The organism is Pseudomonas sp. CJQ_9, assembly GCF_043106615.1.
In the GTDB taxonomy this organism is placed as follows: domain Bacteria; phylum Pseudomonadota; class Gammaproteobacteria; order Pseudomonadales; family Pseudomonadaceae; genus Aquipseudomonas; species Aquipseudomonas juntendi.
Map to the genome: position 1 here is coordinate 1 of NZ_JBICMS010000037.1, position 472 is coordinate 472.

The following is a 472-nucleotide window of genomic DNA, read 5'->3' on the forward strand; positions in this document are numbered from 1 at the left end:
CCTGGAAGTGTGACTACTTGGGCTATGGGATGAGCTGGCATCAGCAGCCAAGGCTGCGGGTGGCAACGACGAGCCTGGGTCGCCTGCGCGACCGGCTCGCAGAGCTGCTACGCGGTGCACGGGGTCGCAAGATGACGAATACCATCGAGCGGATAAACCCTGTCCTGCGAGGCTGGGCGGGTTACTTCAAGCTTAGCCAGAGCAAACGGCCACTTGAGGAACTGGATGGCTGGATCAGGCACAAACTCCGCTGTGCCATCTGGCGCCAATGGAAGCAGCCCTCTACGAGGGCGCGCAACCTGATGCGTCTGGGCTTAAGCGAAGAGCGTGCCTGTAAATCGGTCTGTAACGGCCGAGGCCCGTGGTGGAACTCGGGGGCGCCACATATGAATCAGGCGCTGCCGAAGAAGCTATGGGATCGACTCGGACTGGTCTCGATACTGGATACGATCAAACGGCTTAGCCGCATAGC

At 60.4% G+C, this 472-nt stretch carries 1 protein-coding gene; it reads left to right on the forward strand.

Annotated features, from left to right (window positions below):
* Positions 1 to 472 (forward strand): group II intron maturase-specific domain-containing protein (locus ACF8SD_RS06730; RefSeq protein ID WP_392484129.1); only part of this gene is annotated, 472 nt, incomplete at both ends.